Annotated in this window: 1 protein-coding gene; it reads right to left on the bottom strand. The window is 44.0% G+C overall.

From position 1 onward, the window contains the following. Positions 1 to 173: 173 nt before the first annotated feature. Positions 174 to 839: a phosphoribosyltransferase gene (locus tag UYK_RS0114555; protein WP_009454449.1), complete on the bottom strand. Its 666-nt coding sequence runs from the start codon at positions 837 to 839 to the stop codon at positions 174 to 176. Positions 840 to 1,110 lie beyond the last annotated feature (271 nt).

Genomic DNA, 1,110 nt, shown 5'->3' with positions numbered 1-1,110 from the left:
AGTCTCTAATTAGTTTTTTCCACTAAAAGCCAGAAGGAAATGTTTCTGGCACTTCCCTTGTTTCTTGTTTAGCCATCCGGTCTAGCAGTTCTACTCCTCTGGTATCATCAATGTGAATTACGGCATCAAATTGATCCGAGAGCTGAGCATATGAAGTTAGGATGCTGTTCGCTTTAGTTACTAACTGTTGAGTGTTGATTGTTATTAGTAGCTCGTTTGAGCAAATCGCAAACTTCTTCATCACTGACCTGTGGAAAGTCTTGATACCAAAGACCAACGCTATAAAAAGGATCGGGCGTTTGTGGACACACGATTTCGTCTACTAACTTTTGCATCTCCTGATAAGCCTCTGGTGATGAGACTGGCACAGCAACCAAAAGCCGAGCAGGTTGCTGTTGCCGTAATGCTACGACTGCAGCCCGCATTGTTGTACCTGTGGCTAGACCATCATCCACTAAAATCACTGTGCGTTCATGTAAAACTGGGAAAGGTCGGTCATCTCGATAAAGACGCTCGCGTCTATTCAATTCTTGTTGCTCTTGAGTTGCAACCTGCTCAATTACTTTTTGGGATAAGCCTAACATTTGTACTACTGCTTCATTGAGTACCTGCACCCCGCCAGAAGCAATTGCCCCCATCGCTAACTCCTCATGTCCAGGTACGCCCAGTTTGCGGACAAGAAAAACGTCTAATGGGGCATTGATTTTGCGGGCAACTTCAAATGCAACAGGTACACCACCTCGTGGTAGTGCTAATACGATTACATCTTTTCGGTTAGCATAAGCTGCTAGTTGTGCGGCTAACAGTTGTCCTGCCGCAGTTCGGTCTTTGAACACCATAGTTTTCACTTTCTCCTGACCGAAAAAGAATGTACGGCTTTGCCGCCGCCGCAGGCTTAAGGATTCACTTCCATTATTTAAGTCTGCGATATCTTTTTTAATGAAAAGGCACTAATCAGAACAGTTTCTAGTGAACTGATGACGATTGACAGTTTGTCCCTCCTTTGTTTTGGATGTTCCCTACTCCAGCCTATTCGTTTCAAATTTCTTACTCCTCTAACTAATGGGGGTACTTTACTGATTAACCCGTATAACTGATGGATGAATTCGT

Origin of the sequence: Fischerella thermalis PCC 7521, assembly GCF_000317225.1 — a bacterium.
GTDB classification, from domain to species: Bacteria; Cyanobacteriota; Cyanobacteriia; order Cyanobacteriales; family Nostocaceae; genus Fischerella; species Fischerella thermalis.
The sequence above is the reverse complement of the archived record's forward strand: the minus strand, read 5'-3'. Positions and strand labels throughout refer to the sequence as shown.